Origin of the sequence: Paenibacillus apiarius, assembly GCF_017052585.1 — a bacterium.
Taxonomy (GTDB): domain Bacteria; phylum Bacillota; class Bacilli; order Paenibacillales; family Paenibacillaceae; genus Paenibacillus_B; species Paenibacillus_B apiarius.
The window spans coordinates 4952394-4971730 of record NZ_JAFFHZ010000001.1; the positions used below are offsets into that span (position 1 = coordinate 4952394).

The 19337-nt window shown below is 49.7% G+C and carries 22 protein-coding genes, 2 pseudogenes and 1 riboswitch; of the genes and pseudogenes, 19 read left to right on the top strand and 5 right to left on the bottom strand.

What is annotated here, in order from left to right:
• Positions 1-37: 37 nt before the first annotated feature.
• Positions 38-304: a CD3324 family protein gene (locus tag JSQ80_RS22030; RefSeq protein WP_206096694.1), complete on the bottom strand. Its 267-nt coding sequence runs from the start codon at positions 302-304 to the stop codon at positions 38-40.
• 708 nt (positions 305-1012) lie between these two features.
• On the opposite strand from JSQ80_RS22030, the gene JSQ80_RS22035 reads away from it, so the two are divergent.
• The 6 genes and pseudogenes from JSQ80_RS22035 to JSQ80_RS22060 all read left to right on the top strand — a co-directional run.
• The gene (locus JSQ80_RS22035) at positions 1013-1384 is read left to right on the top strand and encodes a GNAT family N-acetyltransferase (RefSeq protein WP_240463751.1); all 372 of its coding nucleotides are present in this window, start codon (positions 1013-1015) and stop codon (positions 1382-1384) included.
• Positions 1385-1602: 218 nt separating this feature from the next.
• Positions 1603-2103, top strand: a complete 501-nt coding sequence (locus JSQ80_RS22040; protein ID WP_206096695.1) for a DinB family protein — start codon at positions 1603-1605, stop codon at positions 2101-2103.
• Between the two features lie 256 nt (positions 2104-2359).
• Entirely contained in the window at positions 2360-2602 is a 243-nt protein-coding gene (locus tag JSQ80_RS22045) for a hypothetical protein (protein ID WP_206096696.1), read from the top strand.
• Between the two features lie 150 nt (positions 2603-2752).
• Positions 2753-3058: a hypothetical protein gene (locus JSQ80_RS22050; RefSeq protein ID WP_240463752.1), complete on the top strand. Its 306-nt coding sequence runs from the start codon at positions 2753-2755 to the stop codon at positions 3056-3058.
• A 48-nt stretch (positions 3059-3106) separates the two neighbouring features.
• Entirely contained in the window at positions 3107-3319 is a 213-nt protein-coding gene (locus JSQ80_RS29570) for a winged helix-turn-helix transcriptional regulator (RefSeq protein ID WP_206096698.1), read from the top strand.
• Positions 3277-3549 (top strand): annotated as a pseudogene (locus JSQ80_RS22060) (IS3-like element IS655 family transposase); the annotation flags it as partial. The gene JSQ80_RS29570 and the pseudogene JSQ80_RS22060, both read left to right, overlap by 43 nt.
• A 207-nt stretch (positions 3550-3756) precedes the next feature.
• On the opposite strand, the gene JSQ80_RS22065 reads toward JSQ80_RS22060, so the two are convergent.
• Both JSQ80_RS22065 and JSQ80_RS22070 read right to left on the bottom strand, forming a co-directional pair.
• Positions 3757-4494: a cyclase family protein gene (locus tag JSQ80_RS22065; protein WP_206096699.1), complete on the bottom strand. Its 738-nt coding sequence runs from the start codon at positions 4492-4494 to the stop codon at positions 3757-3759.
• A gap of 185 nt (positions 4495-4679) precedes the next feature.
• Positions 4680-5615, bottom strand: coding sequence for an aldo/keto reductase (locus tag JSQ80_RS22070; protein WP_206096700.1), 936 nt, complete (start codon positions 5613-5615; stop codon positions 4680-4682).
• Between the two features lie 257 nt (positions 5616-5872).
• On the opposite strand from JSQ80_RS22070, the gene JSQ80_RS22075 reads away from it, so the two are divergent.
• Entirely contained in the window at positions 5873-6604 is a 732-nt protein-coding gene (locus JSQ80_RS22075; protein WP_240463753.1) for a hypothetical protein, read from the top strand.
• A 38-nt stretch (positions 6605-6642) separates the two neighbouring features.
• On the opposite strand, the gene JSQ80_RS22085 is transcribed toward JSQ80_RS22075, so the two are convergent.
• Positions 6643-6936 (bottom strand): immunity 53 family protein, encoded by a 294-nt coding sequence (locus JSQ80_RS22085; protein WP_206096701.1) that lies wholly within the window; start codon positions 6934-6936, stop codon positions 6643-6645.
• Between the two features lie 7 nt (positions 6937-6943).
• The gene (locus JSQ80_RS22090; RefSeq protein WP_206096702.1) at positions 6944-7828 is read right to left on the bottom strand and encodes a polymorphic toxin-type HINT domain-containing protein; all 885 of its coding nucleotides are present in this window, start codon (positions 7826-7828) and stop codon (positions 6944-6946) included.
• 465 nt (positions 7829-8293) lie between these two features.
• Here JSQ80_RS22090 and JSQ80_RS22095 point away from each other — a divergent pair.
• The 12 genes and pseudogenes from JSQ80_RS22095 to JSQ80_RS22150 form a co-directional block, all read left to right on the top strand.
• A pseudogene (locus tag JSQ80_RS22095) lies at positions 8294-8704 on the top strand (cytoplasmic protein); the annotation flags it as partial.
• A 1050-nt stretch (positions 8705-9754) separates the two neighbouring features.
• A riboswitch (cobalamin riboswitch) is annotated at positions 9755-9878 on the top strand.
• 191 nt (positions 9879-10069) lie between these two features.
• Positions 10070-10702 carry a cobalt-precorrin-8 methylmutase gene (locus tag JSQ80_RS22100; protein ID WP_206096703.1) on the top strand — a complete coding sequence of 211 codons (633 nt, stop codon included), beginning with the start codon at positions 10070-10072 and terminating at the stop codon, positions 10700-10702.
• Positions 10703-10716: 14 nt separating this feature from the next.
• Complete coding sequence (gene cbiD / locus JSQ80_RS22105; RefSeq protein ID WP_206096704.1) at positions 10717-11838, top strand: cobalt-precorrin-5B (C(1))-methyltransferase CbiD; 1122 nt, start codon at positions 10717-10719, stop codon at positions 11836-11838.
• Positions 11835-12440 (top strand): cobalt-precorrin-7 (C(5))-methyltransferase, encoded by a 606-nt coding sequence (locus JSQ80_RS22110; protein ID WP_206096705.1) that lies wholly within the window; start codon positions 11835-11837, stop codon positions 12438-12440. The genes cbiD and JSQ80_RS22110 overlap by 4 nt, the downstream gene beginning before the upstream one ends.
• Entirely contained in the window at positions 12430-13005 is a 576-nt protein-coding gene (locus JSQ80_RS22115; protein WP_206096706.1) for a decarboxylating cobalt-precorrin-6B (C(15))-methyltransferase, read from the top strand. The genes JSQ80_RS22110 and JSQ80_RS22115 overlap by 11 nt, the downstream gene beginning before the upstream one ends.
• Complete coding sequence (locus JSQ80_RS22120) at positions 13002-13751, top strand: cobalt-precorrin-4 methyltransferase (RefSeq protein WP_206096707.1); 750 nt, start codon at positions 13002-13004, stop codon at positions 13749-13751. The genes JSQ80_RS22115 and JSQ80_RS22120 overlap by 4 nt, the downstream gene beginning before the upstream one ends.
• Positions 13738-14799, top strand: coding sequence for a cobalt-precorrin 5A hydrolase (locus JSQ80_RS22125; protein WP_206096708.1), 1062 nt, complete (start codon positions 13738-13740; stop codon positions 14797-14799). Before JSQ80_RS22120 ends, JSQ80_RS22125 begins: the two co-directional genes overlap by 14 nt.
• The gene (cobJ, locus tag JSQ80_RS22130) at positions 14796-15521 is read left to right on the top strand and encodes a precorrin-3B C(17)-methyltransferase (RefSeq protein ID WP_206096709.1); all 726 of its coding nucleotides are present in this window, start codon (positions 14796-14798) and stop codon (positions 15519-15521) included. The genes JSQ80_RS22125 and cobJ overlap by 4 nt, the downstream gene beginning before the upstream one ends.
• Positions 15518-16252: a precorrin-6A reductase gene (cobK, locus tag JSQ80_RS22135; protein WP_206096710.1), complete on the top strand. Its 735-nt coding sequence runs from the start codon at positions 15518-15520 to the stop codon at positions 16250-16252. The genes cobJ and cobK overlap by 4 nt, the downstream gene beginning before the upstream one ends.
• 18 nt (positions 16253-16270) lie before the next feature.
• Positions 16271-17770, top strand: coding sequence for a uroporphyrinogen-III C-methyltransferase (cobA, locus tag JSQ80_RS22140; protein ID WP_206096711.1), 1500 nt, complete (start codon positions 16271-16273; stop codon positions 17768-17770).
• Positions 17767-18555, top strand: a complete 789-nt coding sequence (locus JSQ80_RS22145; protein WP_206096712.1) for a sirohydrochlorin cobaltochelatase — start codon at positions 17767-17769, stop codon at positions 18553-18555. Before cobA ends, JSQ80_RS22145 begins: the two co-directional genes overlap by 4 nt.
• Positions 18548-19252, top strand: coding sequence for a cobalt-factor II C(20)-methyltransferase (locus tag JSQ80_RS22150; protein ID WP_087432092.1), 705 nt, complete (start codon positions 18548-18550; stop codon positions 19250-19252). Before JSQ80_RS22145 ends, JSQ80_RS22150 begins: the two co-directional genes overlap by 8 nt.
• The last annotated feature ends 85 nt before the right edge of the window (positions 19253-19337 follow it).

The following is a 19337-nucleotide window of genomic DNA, read 5'->3' on the forward strand; positions in this document are numbered from 1 at the left end:
CTGCACCAGATGATGCTCTGATGCAGCCTAACAACCTCTATGATTTTGCATACACGATCTTTTTGATGCTTTCCTGCGACAGGCAGTACTGTTCAGCAAGATCATCAATCGTTGAACCTTCTTCGAATTGATTGCGGATATCCGTGTTTCTCCGGTTCAACAGTTGTCTGCTGCCTGTATTCTCGCCCCACTTCTTATGCAGCGACTTGGGTGTGGGGACGTACACCAATCCGCCTTGGATATATTTCTGTATTTCCCTGATTAATGCCTCTGGGAATACATGATTTGCGTTCACATATTTCATTGTCGCTCTGCTCCTTATATAAATACTGATTAAGGAAGCAAAGTCCAAGCTATCAGCATCATCATAAGATGCGATGTCTGGGCGGTAACGAATTCTCCAGCTCTATGCAAGCAACCGCCGTTGTCCATAGTTTAGACTTTGCATAGAGCATCCGGTAAACCTTCCTCGATAATTCATGAGTTCCTCCTTCTTCCAGGTCATATGATTACTTCGATCTATATTTCTTCGTCTGCGCCTCTCATTTTCCTTCTTTCTCTCATAAAGGCGCCTTAACTCTCTTGAACTCTAACACCGTATTCACGCTGCGGGGCTTTCGCCCCTTGGCAATCAGATGTATAATCATGGAAGAGGACTCAGACAACACACGACCCGGCCTAAGATAGGAGCTATCTAAGGCCGGGTCGTGTCGTCAATACAAGAAATGTTATAGGGAAACAGGTTGTCAAAGGATATGTTGAAAGCGATAGATTCAAAATATCCTATAACACCGCACTCACGCATCGGGCTGACGGCTCTCTGTCCTCAGAAGCTATTGGCGAGGATGCGGTTGCTCCGGACAACCATGCACCGACGAAGGTAAGAGGTATTGAAGCCGGTAAGGGGGCTTGAATGAAAGGACGTTATATGAAAGTCCCGAACACAATATATATAATGGGGATACATTGGATGAAATCAGTACAAAGAATAGTATGAGAATGGAGGGCAGTGATGCTCGAAATACAACCAATTTCGTATAAGGATAAGCCAGTCCTGCAGAATTTAATACAACTTTATCGATACGACTCGAGTGAGTTTGATGGTCATGCTCTTTCTCAACACGGTCTATATCAATATAAATATTTGGATCATCAGTGGGCAGATGAATACCGACATCCTTTTTTGATTAAGATCGACGAAGAAATAGCAGGTTTCATCTTGGTAATAACAGGTGTCCCCAAAGAATTTGTTAAATTGAGTACAGCCAATGAGACAAATGTCATTAGTGATTTCTTTATTATGCGGAAGTTCAGAAGAAGGAATTATGGGAAGCAGGCGGCGTTCCGCCTTTTTGACAGATTTTCCTGGTGCATGGGAGATTAGACAAACAGAAACAAATATACAAGCCCATCAGTTTTGGAAAAGAGTAATTGATGAATATACGAAAGGAAATTACATAGAAATGCAACAAGATGACCGATGGCGGGGACCCGTTCAATGTTTTCAGAATGATAGTCATACGTGATGATGAGGAGGGACGGCGTGAACATAAGAACGTTATCGAAAATATCCGCAAAAAAATAAAAGAAAGGGAGTTGTCCATGGATCTTAAAGAAATCAATCAAAAATTAAAAGAAACAAGAGACGAATTACTTGAAATTGTTAATGCATTGAATGGAGATCAATTAAGCAAGCGTAAAGAACCAAACAGTTGGACTATAAGTCAGGTATGTCAACACTTAACAGAAGAATTATATGTCATGGCAATAAAGAAAGGATTAAAGAGTAAAGAAGATTCAGTTATAAAGAATAATCCACAATGGGGATTTTTAGTTGATAGAAGTAATAAGATAGAAGCTCCTGACATTGCTAAACCAGATGATGAATCTTTAGAAGGTAAAGAAATAATTGAGAAACTAAATCATTCAAGAGAGAAGTTAAACGAAGTATTAAACACGGTAGAAGACCCATCACTGCTAAGCAGAAGACATTTTGTACACCCGGTTTTTAAAGAGATGTTCTTAATTGAATGGGTTAGATCGCTGTACTTGCATGAACAAAGACATATTAAACAAATTATTGAAATTAAAGATGGAATTTAAGTAAGGCATTGCATATTCGAAGAAGGCGGATACATCCGATAACACCGTATCTATGCTGCGGGCTTCGCCCTTGGTTCGCAAGATGAGAGTGGTGAAGAAGATGAATCCGCTCACAACCCTACGAGTGGCTAAGTCCGTCGGGTCCAGTAGACTATCCATTCCGGCCTGGACGCGGAGGAAGCATGGCGGCTGCAGGTTCATCGCAGGTATCTGTATGACGACGGCCTCATGCAAGTGATGGAGGGCATAGTTCCGTTTGACGACCCGGACGGGGATCGGGAGGCCGCGCTTCAAACGCTCCGGAATACTGGAACGGGGCCCCTTAGCGCTTCCTCCGGAAACACCTAATGGCAGACCATTTGGGACGACGCTGAAATTCCATATTGATCTATTTGTCGATGGAATCGAGGACACGTTAGAGCCGACATTTGAGGTCATTCGTCATCTGAATCAATCGATAAAGCTAGCAAAAGAGCTGTACAAGATTCCGGTTAAATGAACATCTCCTGTGCCATATTGCATAAACAAAGCTTGAAGGAAAGCGGGAAATGATATGGGGATAGCATGTAAATTGAAATGCGGACATTGCACGTACCGCAGTAATGTGTTTTTAGGTAACGGGTTTAGTTATTGTTATATAAGTTCGCTCTTGCCGGTAATGAAGAAGGAAGAGGATCGACAGCGGGCCGCCTCATTTATCCATGAAGACAGTGCGGTACATACCGCTTGCGATGTGATCTATGTGTGCGAGCAGTGCGGCTATCTTCATAATGACTTGTACTTGAGGATTCGCTCGGATACCGATCAGTTTGAACTGCGTCATGTCTGCCCACGGTGCGCGGAGCCGCTGACGTCTGATCCGTTGAAAGAACTGTACCCGGAAGCAACAGTGCTGGCATGTCCGGAGTGCCGGAAAGAGAAGCTGGAGATTGAGCCTTACATGGATTGGGATTAGTGAAGTTGATGCGCTTGACACAGATTCATATGTTAGGAGCGGGTCGGGATGAAGTTAAGAACGGAATACACCTGTCCATTAGAACTGACGCATGATGTGACGAAGGGAAAATGGAAGCCCATTATTTTATGGCAACTCGGCAAAAATCCGATGTCGCTCTCCCAATTGGAAAAGGACATCCAAGGAATTACGCAGAAGATGCTGCTTGAGCATATTAACGTGGGCTCACCATATCAAGACGTCGAATTGGCCGTATCATGAAAGAGCAAGGCCTAGTTTCGACCTACACCGTGGCTCAATTCAAACCACAAAGAACTCCGTGTAACGAATCAAAACAGGCAAATGAACTGAATCGTCAGTTTCAACAAACAGAAGACAAACGTGTAGTTGTAAGCGACTTAACGTATGTAAAAGTGAAAAGCAGATGGCATTACATCTGTGTATTTGCCGAGCTCTTCAACCGAGAGATCATTGGCTCAAGTGCAGGGCCTAAATATCTTTACAGATAGTGAGAATTAGACTTTCATTTAAGCGGCCCCTGAAATCAAAACCGCGGCAAAATATAACCTTGTATTCAAGTTCCCGGATTCTATGCGTGAGCTTTACCGCTCATTGGAGATATCGCTTGATAGGGGGATTATTTGGCTTAGCTAATAGAAAAACACGCCGCTGTGACTGTGGCGTGTTTCTTGTATCGCTTACGGCAAAATGGCAAATGACCGTACCGGAAATCCAGACGCTTTGTCTGGTTTGGGCACAATGTTAAAAATGATGGCGCCTGTTGCAGGCACTTTATCCAAATTCTTTAATAGCTCGACTTGGTAGGCGTCTTGCTCGAGAACGTAATACTCGGCTAGTAGGGCGCCGTTTTTTTGATAGTCGATGCTTGCGTCCGTATCGAACGTTTCATGGCCGACTGCTTTGATTTTTCTTTCCTGAAATAAGAATTGAAGTGCTGAGAGCGACCAGCCGGGTGCATGGTTATTGCCGTCCGCATCTTTGTTATTAAAAGCTTCTTTATCCGGCCAGCGCTTGCTCCAATCGGTTCGCAGAGCGACGAAGGAACCTTCCTCGATTGTGCCGTGCTCCGCTTCAAATTGCAAAATGTCTTCTACGCTGAGCGAATAGTCATTGTTTTCTTCCGCTTCTTTGGATTTGTCGATAACAACAAGAGGCAGGACCAATTCCTTCAAATCGAGCTCATCCAAATAACGTTTGTTCCGAACAAAATGAATGGGAGCATCCAAATGAGTTCCGTACTGCCCGGCGAACGTAAAGCTTTGCGCAAAAAAACCGTCATCATGGTTGAACAATGTAGTAAACTGGGCATCGGCAAAAGCGGAAAAATGAGGAGAGTCCGGACCGAAAGCATGCGTCAGATCAACCCATTCCTTTTCTTTTAATAGTTGAAACGCTCTGATTAATTCGTTTGCCATCTGACCACCTCATCTTATTTACTTTGTTTACAGATCATTTATATAGAAATGCTTCCTTTGCTGAGTACAGTTATTTTACATGATTTTATATCCGAGTATCAAGATGTGATTTATGAATTTTAGGGTAGGAGGCTCACGCAAAAGAAGCCATCCCCCTAGGGATGGCTTCGGAGCGAAATAAGCAATTACGCTTGGAAAATCTGATCAATCCGCTCGATCTCCTTCGGAGTAAGCCGGACGGACAAGGTCTTCAGGTTGTTCAGCACCTGCTCCGGCCGCTTGGCGCCCGGAATGAGCGCGTCGATAGCGTCCCGGGTCAAATACCAGGCCAGCACGACATGCGCCACTTCGGCCTGCTTCTCCTCCGCAATCTGCCGGACTTGCTCCACCTTCTCCAGATTCGCGGCGAACGCCTCGCCCTGGAACATCGGGCTGCGGGCGCGTCCGTCCGAGAACTGCGAATCCTTCGTATACTTGCCGCCCAGCAAACCTGATGCCAGAGGGAAGTAAGGGATAAACGAAATGCCGTTCTCCACCGCATAAGGAAGAAGATCACGCTCTTTGTCGCGCTTGATCAGGTTGTATTCGTCCTGGATGACGTCGACGTAGCCGTCCTTGTTCGCTTCCCGCAATTGCTCGATGGTGAAGTTGGATACGCCGATCGCCCGAATTTTCCCTTCGTCCTTCAGCTTCTTCAGCGCGCCCACGGCCTCGTCCTTCGGGGTCCGTTCATCTGGAAAGTGAATGTAGAACAAGTCGATGTAGTCAGACTGAAGACGCCGCAGGCTGCTCTCGACGGCGGCCGTCAGGAAGGCGGGAGAGTTATCGAGCTCCACTTTGCCGTCCACGAACTTGTGCGCCCCTTTGGTGGCGATCACGATGTCCGATCGGTTGCTCCTCTCCTTGATCACTTCGCCGATAAGCTGCTCGGAGTGCTCCGGCCCGTAGATGAACGCCGTGTCCAGAAAGTCGATGCCCTGATCGAAGGCCGTACGGACGACCTCCTTGCCTGTCTCATCGTTCAAGTTGGGGTGAATGTTATGTCCCCCGACCGCGTTGGCGCCAAGCCCAATCGGATTAACCCATAAGTCCGTCTTGCCGATGCGCGTCTTCTGCGTCATTCCCCTTCACTCCTTTGTTCGATATGCCTTCAGTATAGCAGTTGCGGATCGCCACTGGCAAACGAAGGAAAAACATATCCATGCATCATTTTGCCAAGTTCGCCATACTTGCGCCCTGTCGTGTGGTATTAAAGATGCGAAGATAGTAACCAAGAGGCCGAGCGGGCAGCAGCTCGAACGGCGCTCCCATCTTCCGGCTATTGCTAACCTTCCTTCTCCTTCCTTTACCATGGTTTAGGGTAGCAGCTTTCCGGAAGATGGCAGACTGGAGTCGCCAGGCTATCGTCTTTCTTCCTTCTACAACAACTTGGGTGATTAGAGGGGCGGCTTTCCTGGCGATGCAGTTCAATGGAAAGGGGTATGCCATTATGCAGAACGACATTTATTTGCGCAGAAGCCGGAAAATAATCGTGGTCCCGGAACAATCAAAGCTTCCGGACGCGCAGTTGGCGACGGCAATGAAAAATATAGCGGCACTCGGCTTCACCTGCTCTCCCGCACTGCTTGCGGCTCTCCGCACACTATCGGAGGTTTCGTTTATCAGGTGGTACAAAGCATTGATCCATAGCTTGCAAAAGTTCGTTGGGGCACATGTTCCATATCGGCCGATGTATCCGAATTTCCCGGAGCAATTCATGGAAGCAAGCGATGCCGAGTTATATTTAAATGCATGGTATCACTATGTGACGAATGAAGTGCCTGAGATGGAGTCGATCAATCAGGAGATATTGCAGGCTAAGGTGAAGCTGGACATGATCGAGCTCGGCAGCGAGGAGGACTTCCGCCAGTTAATGCGTCAGCTGATGAAAGCCAATACTTCCATCTCGGACACGGACAAACAGGAGCTGGAGGGAATGGATAAACCGAAGCAGCCGGATTATGTGGGCCACTGGGCAGAGGCATCGATCCGGAGAGTCATGGACGCGGGAATTATGAGTGGCCGTAACACTGGATTCGCGCCGAATGAACCGAGGTGGCCGTGGTGTTGAAACCTTGAAAGGCACGAAGCCAATCAAGGTCATTTAGACTAAGCATGAATTGATGCCCAATTTTTAAATATCTCCAGTATCTCTCTAAGATTGTTTGGTCCACCGTATCCCTTAAAAGTATTTTCTTCTACAAAACAATGAATCCAATCGTTATTGCTACGTTCTACAATTGTTTTTGTATATTCCTTTTCCTCTAGATTGGTTTCATTTAAACTAATTTCTACAGACCAACCGGGGTTATCCAATGTGGCAATTCTTAGACCATAACTATGCTCCCAGTCGTTATCGCAGTTTTGTAAAAACCAATTCTCCAACCAAATTATTATATCCATTCTTAAATCACCACTTCATAGGGGTTTCTTTCCCGGATTTTCTAGGTTCTCTAACTCCTCCCGGAGTCTTTGGGTCATGGACGTGTGGTTCTCTAACCTTTTGACCAGTTACTTTGTTAAAATGACCATCGCCTTTACCAACACCGTCATATCGTTTTACTTGTTCCCACTTATTTGGGTTATTTGGATTCGTTTGTGGTTTATACGTTGAGTAGTTTGTTACATTTCCATTAGAGTCTCGTTTAAATGTAGTGTGTGCTCCAGCTGCGGAGTTATCAGGTTTTAGATTGTTTGTTCCTCTTCCAACATTACTAATTCCCCCTTTAGACGCCCAGCTAGAGCCTCCACCTCCCCCTGTAGGTGCCGTCATTATCGGTCTTGTGCCGGGCCCTCCGCAATTATGTGTCCATATTTTCAACTCTGTGACGAAATAATTATGTACTCCTTCGACCCGGAAGTTATAAACGGTCGTCCTATCATTCTTGATTTCAATACGGTCAATCGGATACGGATTGCCTTCTGGATTCTGAAGCGGGTCTCCTGTCTTTAGAAACCTTGCCTCTATCCAACCATGGCCGGGCACCCAAAATGGATGCTCCCCGGTTGTCGTTATTGTAATTCCTTTGACAGTAATGTGATACGTCTCATACGCCTGTCTCTGAAATAACTCAACAACTGCATTATATCCTGTTTTTCCTGTAAGTTCATCCTTCGTTAGAACAAAATCACCGATGCGGATTTGTTCTATAGGCTTGAATCCTGTCTTCGTTTGTACAGGCGTGCCGGCAGAGAAGCAATGCAAATTACAATTAGCGATGGATTGCGCAGAAGCAAGAGGAATACTTGTGAATGAAAGGATAAAAAATAACATCAAGGCAATAAATTTTTTCATGTTCTTCTCCTTCTCGTAAAAATAATCAATAGGATACTGCATTCATGATTGGTTACGGAATGTTGTAGTCCATGCACTTCATGTCCATGCTCGGGTTGAGATCAAGCAAACAGACAATAATCATTTCTTTCCCCCCTTATCTCGCGTCACACAGCAAGAATCGTCTATCTACGGTGCTGGATGACAGATGGAAAATATATTGTTAAAAAATGATGTTTTTGAGTATAACAAAAATGGTGATTTATGTATTTAAAGTTTTGTAATAATTACCTAATTGATGGATTTGTATTGTGGAAGTGCTAGAGGATCGAAATTTGAAGCAGATAGAGAAATAGCTTATATTGTAGATCTATCGGTTCACTGATGCAAACAAGAGCCGTAGGGAAAGCATTCTACGGCCTCTTTTATAAATCCCCATTGTAAGCCGGAAGTCGCAATTACGAAGGGGGCGCTGGCGTGAGGGTTTGCTTCGCTGGCTGGATGATGCGTCAGCATCCGAATTCGGGGGAAGTGTTCGATCCTGCAACCGTAGTAGATCGCATTGACAAGACCGCCAACACGCAGATAGCCATTCCAGCAATACTGGATTTGGCGGATCACACCGTGATTTGGTGCGATCTTGCTTTGACCCGTAATCCGAATTTCTATAATAATGTGGAAGGACATCAGACTGGAGTTGTCGCCATGGGCAAAGCGATGACTATGACAGCCAAGCCCAATCTGTATGATTTATTCCGTCTGCATGCGCTGGCGCGCGGACAGCTTGTAGAGCGGGAAGAGGAGGCGCAGATGGTATTTGCCCTTCAGCGCGGGATCACTCCGTTCGATATGGAGGAGATTATGGCGTCGTTCCTGGCTTCGTTCCTGGCTTCGTAGGGGGCAGCAGCGGTTTGTGTGTAACATCTTCGTGGAACGCAGGAAACGGTCGGAGAGATTAGGGGCCGTCCCATTTCTGTCCTTTCTATCATTTACTCCTATTTGTATTTGTGAAAGTCAGCTTCCTGATTTGGATTTTTGTGAGGCCAGATAACTTGAAAATATTTGCTTGTGATATACTGAGAAAGACATGAGACGCGGCTTGGTGCAAACTAGGGAGTATCAAGATATAAAAATGAAATAAAAATGCTGAAAACGGCCAGGTGCGAATGTGAAGCTCACATGAAATCCCGGGGGGATTCGCACTAATTTTCTTGACATATTATCCAATAAAGTTGATGGAAGCTGATTTGTTGAAGTTTATTTCAATCTAATTTGCTCATTTCCTATGAATTTTTAGTAAGAAACTGATTGCTTTGTTATATCTTATGCTATTTTTCGCTGTCGCATCCTATGCGGATGCGTGGATTGAAATACATGAGCCAGACGGCCCAAGAAGTAATGATTGAGGAGTCGCATCCTATGCGGATGCGTGGATTGAAATTCTGATATCTCCCGTAGCACCCCATAGACCAGCACCGTCGCATCCTATGCGGATGCGTGGATTGAAATCGCGTTCAAGCCAGTATGTCGGCGCACCATGCTTGTGTCGCATCCCATGCGGATGGCGTGGATTGAAATTAAATCACAAAGAAATCAAAAAGAGCGTTTTAGCCCATGGACAGGCTTGAAACGCTCTTTTTGTTGTCTAGCAAATTGATGTGCAGTGAGTTCTGTCACAGGCGGCATCATATCAACCAAGCTATGATTCATCTTAGAGAGGTGTTCAAAAAGCCCGCTTTTGATCACGAAGAGATGCGGGAAGGAACTCGGCATCGAATCTTGCATTCACTCTTGAAGCCCGCTGCTCATGTAGTCTTGCCTACATTCCGCTGCTCCTTCTTCGAGTTCTTGCAACTTTCTCGGTGCTGAAAACCGGTTTTTTGAACACGCAATTAAAGTGCAAAAAATTCAACCTGATAAAAATTGAAAGAAAACTGAGCGGAGATCAGGGAAAGAGGTGCGATTCCTCTACAGGCCCTAGCTACTGTGAAGCGGACGAAATCCCATTGATGTCACTGGAACCAATTTCCGGGAAGGCGGGAAAGTAGAATGATGCCAAGTCAGGAGACCTCCTCTGTTCAGCCTTGCAACAACTTCTAAGGGAACAGTTGTCTATTGCAGAGAACCCAGGCACAAGTGTGTTCATTTCATAACACACCTGGATACTGCCTTTTCTTCGTATGGACACGAGACCTTTAGGTTTCGTGTTTTTTTGTTCCCTTTTTAGAGGTTGTAAGTTAACTCGGGAAAGGAGAGGGAAAAATGGATTACATCAAAAATCCCAAGCGGATTGAAGAAAAAAGCTTTGAAATCATACAGGAAATCATTACGGAAACAAGACCTGAATATGCCTTCCGCAATCGGGAAGAGGAGCTGGTCATGAAACGGGCGATTCATACGACGGCGGATTTTGACTATTTGGATAATCTCGTTTTTACGCATGATGCCTTGACGAAAATACGCGAAACGATCCGGCAGGGCGGCATCATTTTTACGGATACGAATATGGCCCTGAGCGGCATGAATAAAAAGCTGCTGGAGCAATACGGCTGCCGCTACCGCTGCTACGTCAATGAGCCGGAAACGGCAGAGGTTGCCCAACAGCAAGGCATCACCCGCTCCATGGCCGGGATTCAGCTTGCCGCCAGAGAGGCAGGGCGGAAATTGTTTGTCATCGGCAATGCGCCTACCGCCGTCTATCAAATTTTAGAGATGGCGGCTGCCGGCGAATTGGATGTAGAAGCCGTCGTCGGTGTGCCGGTTGGATTTGTCGGGGCGGCCGAATCGAAAGAAGCGCTCTATGAAAGCGACATTCCGGCGGTCGTTGCCCGCGGGCGGAAGGGCGGAAGCAATCTGGCGGCGGCCATCATGAACGCCGTGCTGTACGCGATGTAAGAAGAGGTGGCCCGATGGCAGACTATGTGTATTATGAGGGGAAAAAATTGCGCAAAGGCTATACGACAGGCACTTGCGCAGCTGCGGCGGCCAAAGCGGCTGCGGCCATGATCATCAAGCAGGAGAAGATAACCGGAGTTACGATAATCACGCCGAACGGAACATGCTTGCAGCTTCCGGTGGACAAGCAGCAATTTGCTCGGCATACGGCAACGGCCGCCGTTCAAAAAGACGGCGGCGATGATATCGATGCGACGCATGGAATGTGGATTTTTGCGCAGGTCACCTTGAATGCGAACGGGGACATCAGAATCGACGGCGGGCAAGGCGTCGGGCGCGTGACGCAAAAGGGCATTGCGGTCCCGGTCGGGGAAGCGGCCATCAATCCGGTACCGCGCCGAATGATTACTGCGGCCGTACGGGAAGAGATCGGCCCCGATCGAGGGGCGGATATCATCATTTTCGCGCCGGAAGGCGAAGAGCGTGCGGAGCGCACCATGAACAGCCGCCTGGGGATTATCGGCGGGATTTCCATTTTGGGAACGACCGGAATCGTAACTCCGATGTCCGAGGAGGGGTGGAAGCAGTCGCTGTCCATCGAACTCGAAATGAAAAAAGCGCAGGGTTTCCGGAAAGTGATTCTGGTTCCCGGGAATTACGGGGAGCGCTTTGTGGAAGAGCTGCTTGGCATTGACGGTAAATATGTGGTCTCCATGAGCAATTTCGTCGGCTACATGCTCAAAGAAACACAGCGCCTCGCGTTTGAACACGTGCTGATGGTAGGCCATTTCGGCAAATTGATTAAAGTGTCCGCCGGTATTTTCACAACGCACAGCAAAGATGCCGATGCGCGGGCAGAAATTATGGTGGCGAATCTGGCGCTTGCCGGAGCGCCCCTTCCCTTGCTCCAGCGAATTGCGGCCTGCACGACGACGGAAGCCGCCGGAGAAATGATGGTCGCGGAAGGGTATAGCGAGGTTTTTCAGACCATTACGGACAAAGTGAAGAAACGGGCAGAGGAGTTTTTGAAATACAGCAAACCGTTTGTGGGTATCGACGTCATCACGTTTTCAACCGAACGGGGAATGCTGGCTTCCACTTGCGACATCTCAACCATCAGGGAGGCATGGCGATGATTCATATTGTCGGAATTGGCCCGGGAAGCCCGGAGCTGATGACAGGTGCGGGCGCTTTACTCATACAGAAGGCAGACGTGATTGTCGGCTCGAAGCGGCAGCTGGGCGAAATCCCGCAGGACAACCCGGCCGAACGCAAGCTTCTGCCCACGCAGCTCCCGGAGCTGGAAGCATTTTTGCTAGAGAGGATCGGTAAGGACATCGTGCTGCTCGCTTCCGGAGACCCGTTAATATATGGCATCGGAAATTGGGCGCTGCAGAAGTTCCCGCCGGAACAGCTTCAGATTGTACCCGGGATCAGCTCCATCCAATATTTGTGCAGCCGCTGCGGCATTGCCATGAACGACCTGTACATGACGAGCAGTCACGGAAAACAGCCTGATTTCGACTTTCTGCTCGCGCACCCGAAAGTGGCGATGGTCACGGACAGTAAGCTTGGACCGGCGGAAATCGCCCAGGAAATTCTGCGGCGGAAGCTCCACAAAACGCTCGTTATCGGAGAAAATCTCAGCTATCCCGATGAACGGTTGCACCGATTGAAGCCGGAGCAAGTTGCGGCTCGATATGACATGAATGTGGTGGTGATTTTGGATGAGGGATGAAGCCTTTATTCGCGGCAAGACGCCCATGACCAAGGCGGAGGTCCGCGCCGTATCCATTGACAAATTAGCGCTGGATGACACGAGCCGCCGATTTCTCGACGTTGGCGCCGGTACGGGAAGCGTAGCCCTTCAGGTTGCGAAGATGTTTCCCCATGTGTCGGTAACCGCGATCGAACGGAACGAAGAGGCGTTGTCCTTAATCGAACAGAACCGGCGGCAGCTGGCGCTTGACAATGTGGAGATTATGGCGGCAAAGGCTCCCGTCCCGCTGGACAATACCGTGTTAGACGCTATTTTTGTCGGCGGCAGCGGGGGGAAATTAACGGAGATCATCGATTGGAGCCATGCCTTGTTACAGCCGGGCGGCCAGCTTGTGCTCAATTTCATCTTGATGGAAAATGCCCTCGAAGCGGCAGCCTATCTCGAAAAAGGGCCCTGGCATGAAGTCGAGGTGATCCAGATGCAGGTATCGAAGTGGCATGAACTTGGACAAGGGCATTATTTTAAGCCCCAAAATCCGACCTTTATTATCGCTTGCCAAAAAGAGAGGAGCGGGACAGCATGACGAAAGTGCATTTTGTCGGGGCGGGGCCCGGAGATAAAGAACTCATTACATTGCGAGGGTACAACCTCCTGAAAGAGGCGGATGTCGTCATTTATGCCGGTTCGCTGGTGAACCCGGATTTGCTGGAGTACTGCAAAGAAGGCTGCGAAATCTACAACAGCGCCATCATGGATTTGATGGAGATTATCGATTGCATGGAACAGGGAGTGCAGGCCGGGAAGCAAGTCGTCCGCCTCCAGACAGGTGACTTTTCGATCTACGGTTCGATTCGGGAACAAACCGAGGAATTGAAAAAGCGGGATATAGAGTTCACCTGCACGCCTGGGGTAAGTTCATTCCTCGGGGCCGCCTCGCAGCTCGGTGTCGAGTATACCGTGCCGGAAGTGAGCCAAAGCGTGATTATTACGCGCATGGAAGGCAGAACGCCGGTTCCGGAGAGGGAATCGCTGCGATCCTTTGCCGCGCACCGCACCTCGATGGTTATCTTCCTGTCGGTGCAAGCGGTCGAGAACGTGGTGGCAGAGCTTGTGGCAGGCGGTTATTCGGAGGATACGCCGGCGTCCGTCATCTATAAAGCGACCTGGGCGGATGAAAAAAAAGTAACGGGAACCCTGCGGGATATTGCCGCCAAAGTAAGAGAGCAGGGCATCACGAAAACGGCGCTTATTATGGTAGGGGATTTTCTGGGCGAGACATTTTATTATTCCAAGCTGTACGACAAGGATTTCTCGCATGAGTACAGATAAGAATACCGCCATCATTGCGGTCACGGAACACGGCAAAGCGCTTGCAGCCACGATCAAGGCGGCGCTGGCGGCAGATTGCTTTGTTCCAGAAAAGCTGCAATCCGAAGGATTTGCTGCGCTTCAGCCGGATTTTGCAGCCGGGATGCGTCTCCTTTTCCAGCAATATGATGCTCTTGTCTGCATTATGGCTGCGGGAATTGCCGTCAGGACGTTGGCTCCCGCCATCTCGGACAAGCTGTATGATCCGGCGGTGGTCGTGATGGATGAAAAAGGACATCATGCCATCAGTCTATTGTCGGGTCATGTGGGCGGAGCCAATGAATTGAGCCGGAAGCTGGCGGATCTTACGGGGGCAGCAGCCGTTATTACAACGGCAACGGACGTTCAGAAGGTGGCGGCGCTCGATATGATCGTGCCGTCCGTGCCTGCATGGATACCGGACTTTCGCGAGAACTCCAAGCGAATCAACGGGCTGCTGGCCGCCGGGAAAACCGTGTGCCTGTACGAAGAAGTGCCGGTACAGATCGACCGGCGGGGCTTCACACCGGTCACGAATCCGCATGAGCTTCCGGAACAGACAGAAGCATTGGTGTGGGTCACGTATCGGTATCACCTGCCGGAATTGAACGTACACACGGTGAAGATGGTTCCGCAGACACGCGTGCTTGGAGTCGGATGCCGTAAACAAACAGAGCCTGAACAGATGATGCAGGCGTTTACTGAATTTTGCATCCAGCATGATACCGATCCGCATTCCTTTTCCGCCATTGCCAGTATCGATATCAAAAAGAATGAACCGGCGATCAAGCAATTAGCGGAAAAATTGAATTGTCCCTTCATCACGTATACGGCAGTTCAGTTGCGTGAAGTCGCGGACAAATATCCGGTATCCGAGTTCGTCAGACAGACCGTGCAGGTTGGCAACGTAGCGTTATCCGCGGCCGATCTGGCCAGCGGGGGCCGGGTATTGACACCAAGGTTCGCTGCATGCGGGATCACAATGTCCATGGGAGAGAGAACGAAAATGAGCAATGGGGTGATGGCATGATTTATGTTGTAGGAATTGGGCCAGGCGAGAGAGACATGATGACCGGAGAGGCGCTCGCAGCCATTCAAAAAGCGGATGTGATCGTGGGATACATTACGTATATCCGGCTGATTGAAGAACTTATCCAGGATAAAGAAGTGGTCAAAACGGGGATGCGGAAGGAAATCGACCGCTGTCAGGAAGCCGTCGATATTGCGAAAACAGGTAAAACCGTGGCGGTCGTATCCAGCGGAGATGCCGGGATTTACGGCATGGCCGGCCTGATTCTCGAGATTCTGGATAAAGAAAAAGAATCGATCGAAGTCGAGATCGTGGCTGGCGTCACGGCGAGCATCGGCGCGGCGGCAAGACTGGGAGCGCCCCTGATGCATGATTTTTGCCATATCAGCTTAAGTGATTTGATGACGCCTTGGGAGGTCATCGAGAAGCGGGTGAAGCTGGCGGCGGAAGCCGATTTTGTCGTCTGCTTCTATAATCCGAGAAGCAAGGGCCGGTCGAACCATCTGCAGCATGCTTTGGAATTGATGATGGCCTATAAATCGCCTTCCACTCCGGTCGGGATCGTGAAGGACGTCGGCCGCAAAGAAGAACGAAAAATACTGACGACGATGGCGGACATCGACTATGAAGAGGTGGATATGACGACGATGGTTATCGTCGGCAACAAGGAAACCTATGTTTCCAGCGGGCGAATGATCACGCCACGGGGTTATACGCTATGATCCTGATTTTCGGCGGGACCTCGGATAGTCTCGAGATTTGCGATTGGCTGCATGCCCGCGGGCATGATTATATCGTGTCCGTGGCTACGGATTATGGCGAACAGCTGGCGAAGCAGCATGCCGAACATGTCATCTGCCAGCGGCTGGATGAAGCGGGCATGTGCCGGGTGATGCGCGAGAAGGCGGTCTCCCTGGTCATCGATGCGACCCATCCGTTCGCTGTGGAAGTATCCGGGAATGCAATGAACGCCGCCGGCAGCATGAATATTCCTTATGTTCGCTATGAAAGGTCATCCGGAGAGGCAGACCATCTTCATCTTGTCCGTGACATTGATGAAGCATGCCGCGCCGCATCGGCGTTGGGCGATCGGATTTTTCTGACGACCGGAAGCAAAAACTTGCCGGAGTATGTGGCAAAGCTCCCCGAAAAGCATGTGATCGCGAGAGTGCTGCCTGTGGCGGAAGTGATTGCTGCCTGTGAACAGCTCGGTTTGCTGGCCGACCAGATTATCGCGATGAAAGGACCGTTTTCCCAAGCATTGAATCAAGAGCTTTTTCGACAAACCGGCGCGGAAGTGATGATTACGAAGGAAAGCGGGGCCAGGGGCGGCTTTGCCGAGAAAATAGCCGCTTGCCAAGAGCTCGGAATTCCTTGCGTCGTCATTCGGCGGCCGGCGCTGCCTTATCCGAATGTCATTACAGACATCGATGAACTTGAGAAATATGTGTGAAAGAAAGGGGGAAAACCGATGAGCGGCAAGGTTGTTCTTGTCGGAGCCGGACCCGGCGAAGCCGGTCTGTTAACCGTGAAAGCCCTGGAGTTCTTACGACAGGCGGATGTTATCGTCTATGACCGCCTGGTGGATCCAGTGCTTCTGCAGGAACGCAAACAAGACTGCGAACTGATTTACGTGGGCAAAGAGCCTTCTCACCATCCGATTCCGCAGTCGGAAATCGAGCAAATTCTCGTGAAGCAGGCCAAACGGAACAAGTTAGTCATTCGCTTAAAAAGCGGCGACCCTTATGTGTTCGGGCGCGGAGGGGAGGAAGGCGAAGCCCTGCATGCCGCAGGCATTCCCTTTGAAGTCGTCCCCGGCGTCACCTCGGCGATCGGAGGGTTGGCCTATGCCGGCATCCCGGTGACGCATCGGGATTTTGCCTCCAGCTTCCATGTCATAACCGGACATTTGAAGGAAGGCAGCGATCCGCTCGATTGGACAAGTTTAGCCCGGCTGGAGGGCACGCTGATCTTTCTGATGGGGATGACCCAGCTTCCCGCGATCTGTGCGAACTTAATCCAGCATGGACGCCGCCCCGACACGGCCGCAGCCGTTGTCGAATGGGCATCCCGATCCCGCCAGCGGACCGTTACCGGAGACTTAACGACGATTTGCGGCAAGGTGGCGGAAGAAAAAATCGGGGCGCCAGGGTTGATCGTCGTCGGCGATGTGGTCAAGCTGCGGGACAAATTGAACTTTTTCGAGAGAGCACCGCTGTTCCGGAAGCACATTCTCCTTCCGCGCGCGCGTGCCGGGCGAAGCGATCTGGCCGCCAAAATTACGGCGCTAGGCGGAGAGGTTACCCTTTATCCCGGTATTCGGATGGAAAAACTTCATGAGCCGGCTCAAATGAACGCGATCATGGCATCATTGCCAGAGTATGAAGAAATACTGTTTACTTCTGCGGAGGCCGTATCCTTATTCATCGAGGCCTTGCTGGAGTCCGGGAAGGATAACCGCGCGCTGAGCGGGAGCCGGCTGACGGCGATTGGGAAGCAGACGAAGGAGAAGCTGCGTGAATATGGGCTTGCCGCTGACATCCTCGTGACGAGACGTTCGGCGGACATCATCCGTCAAGCCTGCGCCGGGAATTGGCGGCAAGGGACGAAGGTGCTGCTGGCCGGAAGCGAGAAGCATACGGCGCAGTTGGCCGATGAACTGGGCGGAGCTGCCGAGTTCGCCGCTTTGCCGTTGTATCGGGAAGTGTTGGAGGCGGAGCTGCCTTTTGACTTGAGCAAGTTTGATGCCGTCTGCTTTTCCAGTTCCGCTTCGGTAGAGCATCTGCTCTCCGTATTGAGCGCGGAAGAACAAGCCTTGCTCCGCTCGATGAAATTGCTGTCCATCGGCCCTTTGACCAGTCGGACGATACGCGAGCAGGGGCTCAAGGTATATCGCGAGGCGAAAGCGGCGCAGCCGGATTCGCTGATTGCGCTGCTGATTGAAGAAGCCGGGGAGGTTATGCCGACATGAAACAAGCGATACTGGTCGTCAGCTTCGGAACAAGCTATCCGGAGACGCGTGCCAAAACCATCGAAGCTTGTGAAAATAAGATTAGGGAAACGTTTGCAGATTACGATGTATTCCGAGCGTTTACATCCAACAAAATTAGAAAAAAACTGGCGGAGCGCGATGGCCTTCATATTGATACGCCTGCGCAGGCGCTCGAAAAATTGAAAGCGGCCGGATACGCCAAGGTCATTATCCAATCCCTGCATCTCATTAATGGCGAGGAGTTCAAAAAAATCGTATCTCAGGCTCTGCCATACCGTGAGCAATTCGCTCAATTGCTTATCAGCAAGCCTTTGCTGGACAGATATGAAGATTACGGCAAAGCGATACAAGCCGTCAAAGCGCAATCGCCGTTCCTGGCCGAGGATGAAGCGTTGGTTCTGATGGGACATGGCTCGGAGCATCATGCATTCAGCGCATACGCCTGTCTCGACCATATGCTTGCCGACGAGCCTATTTATATGGGCACCGTGGAAGGCTATCCCCCGCTGGAACGTGTCATCGAACAACTCAAGGCAGCGAATGTCCGGAAGGTCCATTTGATGCCGTTCATGCTTGTGGCCGGGGACCATGCGATCCATGATATGGCATCGGACGAAGCGGACTCATGGAAATCGCAATTGATGCAGCAAGGATTCGAAGCAGACGCTTATTTGCAGGGACTTGGCGAGAACCCGCTCATTCAGTCCCAGTTTATCGAGCATATTCGAACGGCGATAGAGAAGGAGATGGTAGCGCATGGCTAAGTTTTATGGCATCGGGACAGGTCCGGGAGATAGCGAGCTATTGACGATGAAAGCCGTTCATACTCTGGAAAAGCTGGATGTGCTCTATACGCCTGAAGCGAAAAAAGGCGGAGCCAGCCTCGCGCTGAAGATCGTTTCTCCTTATTTGCCGGAGAGTCTGACGGTGCAGCAGCGCCATTTTCCAATGACCTACAATCAGGAGGAAAAGGAGCAGGCCTGGGAACGTATCGCGGCGGAGATTAAAGCGGATGTTTTGTCGGGCAAGAATGCCGGATTTATTACGCTGGGAGATCCGATGGTATATAGCACATACAGCTACTTGCTGGAGCTGCTGCGGGCGGAGATAGAGACGGAGACGATTGCGGGGATTTCCTCTTTCTCCTATATGGCCTCGCGTGTCGGCTGGCCGCTTGTCATGGATGAGGAGTCGTTGGCGGTCATTCCGGTCACTTCCGGAGAGGAGGCGGTTAACCAGGCGCTGACCTGCTTTGATACGATTGTATTGATGAAGGCAGCGAGTAATATGCCGCTGGTGCTCCGGCTTCTGGAGCAGCACCAATTGCTGGAGAAGGCGGTGCTTGTCAGTGATGCATCCATGGCTTCCGAAAAGATTACGTACGGGTTGAACCAGCTTCATGGCGATGAAAAGCTTTCCTATTTCTCCACGATTATTGTGAAAACTGATAAACTTCGTTAAGCGTAATGAAATTTCGGCAAAAAAATGAGTAGAGTCGCCATCTCTCTAAATCGTAATAATTACACATAAATAACGCTGAAGGTTG